The 2,317-nt window shown below is 69.5% G+C and carries 3 protein-coding genes; all 3 read left to right on the forward strand.

What is annotated here, in order from left to right; genetic code table 11:
* Nucleotides 1-363, forward strand: a 363-nt coding sequence (locus WBA11_RS07485) for an ABC transporter permease (RefSeq protein ID WP_424520074.1), incomplete at its 5' end; no start/stop codon positions are given.
* 22 nt (nt 364-385) lie between these two features.
* Complete coding sequence (locus tag WBA11_RS07490) at nt 386-1,600, forward strand: ABC transporter permease (protein WP_424520075.1); 1,215 nt, start codon at nt 386-388, stop codon at nt 1,598-1,600.
* 214 nt (nt 1,601-1,814) lie between these two features.
* Nucleotides 1,815-2,317: ribose 5-phosphate isomerase A (gene rpiA, locus WBA11_RS07495; RefSeq protein ID WP_424520076.1), on the forward strand; the 503-nt coding region annotated here is incomplete at its 3' end.

Consider the following 2,317-nt stretch of genomic DNA (forward strand, 5'->3'; position numbering starts at 1 on the left):
CTGTTCCTGACGGCGCTGTCTCTCCTGGTGGGCGGGATCGGGGTGATGAACATCATGTTCGTGAGTGTCAAGGAGCGGACGCGCGAGATCGGCGTCCGCAAAGCGCTGGGCGCCACACGGCGGGCCATCCTGTTCCAGTTTCTCGTCGAGGCCGTCGCGATCTGCGTCGTCGGCGGGGCGATCGGCGTGGGCTTGGCGGCCCTCGTCGCGATCGCCATCAACCAGGTCTTTACGGCCGAGCTCTCGGCCGGCACCGTCGGACTCGCGTTCGTTATCTGCGCCGTCGTCGGCGTGGCGTTCGGCCTCGTCCCGGCGTGGCAGGCCGCGCGCGCCCGTCCCATCGAGGCCCTGCGCTACGAGTAGATTCGCCCCCCGCCGACACACCATGACCGAAACGTTCCGACAAGCGATGCAGGCCTTGCGAGCCAACCGGCTCCGGTCAGCGCTCACACTCGTGGGCATGGCGATCGGCGTGTTCTCCGTCATCGCGTCGGTCACGGCCGTCGAGGTGCTGGACGGGACGCTGATGGCCGAGCTCTCGGCGTTGGGCACGCAGACGATCACGTTCGAGCGGATCGGAGACGGCGAGTGGACCGAGGAGAAGGCCAAGCGACCGCAGATGACCTACGCTCACGCGGTCGCCCTTCGGGAGCGCGTCCCGCTCGCCGCCCAGGTGAGCCCGGCGGTGTGGGGCGGCCAGCGCGAGGTCCGCACCGTGGACGCGTCGACGGACCCGAACGTCCGGCTCTTGGGCGGGGACTCGGGGTACGCCCAAATCAACGGCTGGGAGATCGACAAGGGCCGGTTCTTGACCGAGGCCGACGTCCGTTCCGCACGCCGCGTCGTGGTCCTGGGCAGCACCGTCGCCGAGCGCCTGTTCGGCGACCTCGAGCCGCTCGGCAGCAAGGTCCGAGTCGATGGACAGCCGTTCGACGTCGTCGGCGTCCTCGAAGAGAAGAGCGGCGGGCTCAACATGGGCGACACCAACAACCGAGTCGTGATCCCGATCACGCGGGCGATCCAGACGTTCGGGCTCCACGACAACGACGTCTGGATCGACGTGCGCGCGCCGAACGCGGAGATGTTCGCGGCCGTCCAGGACCAGGCGACGGGAGCCATGAGAGCCATCCGACGGCTAAACCCCGAGGTCGAGAACGACTTCGACATCTTCTCGGGCGCCGAGGCCGCCGACGGGCTCAAGACGTTCACGGACGCGCTCGCGACCGGCGGCGCCGGAATCGGCCTGATCGCCCTCTTGGCGGCGGGCGTCGGCGTGATGAACATTATGCTGGTGAGCGTGACCGAGCGGACGCGCGAGATCGGTGTTCGCAAGTCGCTGGGCGCCACGCGCAAGGACATCATGCTCCAATTCCTGGTCGAGGCCGTCGTGCTGTGCCAGATCGGCGGGATCGTGGGGATCGCGATGGGGGTGCTGGGCGGCAACATCGTGGCGGCCTTGATGACGTCCGCGCCGGCGTTCCCGTGGGGCTGGGCGGCGACGGCCGTGATCGGCGTGACCGTCGTGGCGCTGATGTTCGGCGTGTATCCGGCTACCAAGGCCGCGAAGCTCCACCCGATCGAGGCCCTGCGCTACGAGTAGCCGTCCTCGAGGACGGCGCCAGGATGACCGGGTCTCGCTCGTGTCGGTGGGCAGCGGCGAGTTCCACTGACCGACCTCGAGGCCGAGCGGCTGTGCCGTTTTCGAGACCGCCGGGTGGTCTCGGCGACCACATTTTTTACGCCCGCTCTCGTCTAGTCTCCGACCTCGAGAACGCTCGTGCGACGCTAGCTTTCGGAAACCCCGAACCGTGCCCGTGTCCATCGACCCCAACGCCGAGGCCAAGCAGGCCGCTGGCCACGCCGCCGCCGCTCTCGTCGAGGACGGGATGCGCTTGGGGCTCGGAACCGGCTCCACGACGGCCTACGCCATCGAGGCCATCGGCCGGCGCATCGCGACCGACGGCCTCGAGGTCGTCGGCGTCCCGACGTCGTTCGCCGCCGAACAGCTCGCGCGCCAGTACGGCGTCCCGACGGTCGGCCTCGAGGGCCTCGGCTTCGACGACATGCCGACGTCGAAGCCGCCGCTCGACCTCGCCCTCGACGGCGCCGACGAGGTGGACCCGGCCGGGTCGCTGATCAAGGGCCGCGGTGCGGCGCACGTGCGTGAGAAAGTGGTGGCGACTCTCGCGGACCGTTTCGTCGTGCTGGCGGACAGCTCGAAGATCGTGGACCGACTCGGCAAGTCGGCGCCGGTCCCCGTCGAGGTGCTGCCGTTCGCGATGCCTGCCGTCGCACGCGCGCTCCGCGGGCTGGGGGC

Source organism: Rubrivirga sp. (genome assembly GCF_049648075.1).
GTDB lineage: Bacteria > Bacteroidota > Rhodothermia > Rhodothermales > Rubricoccaceae > Rubrivirga.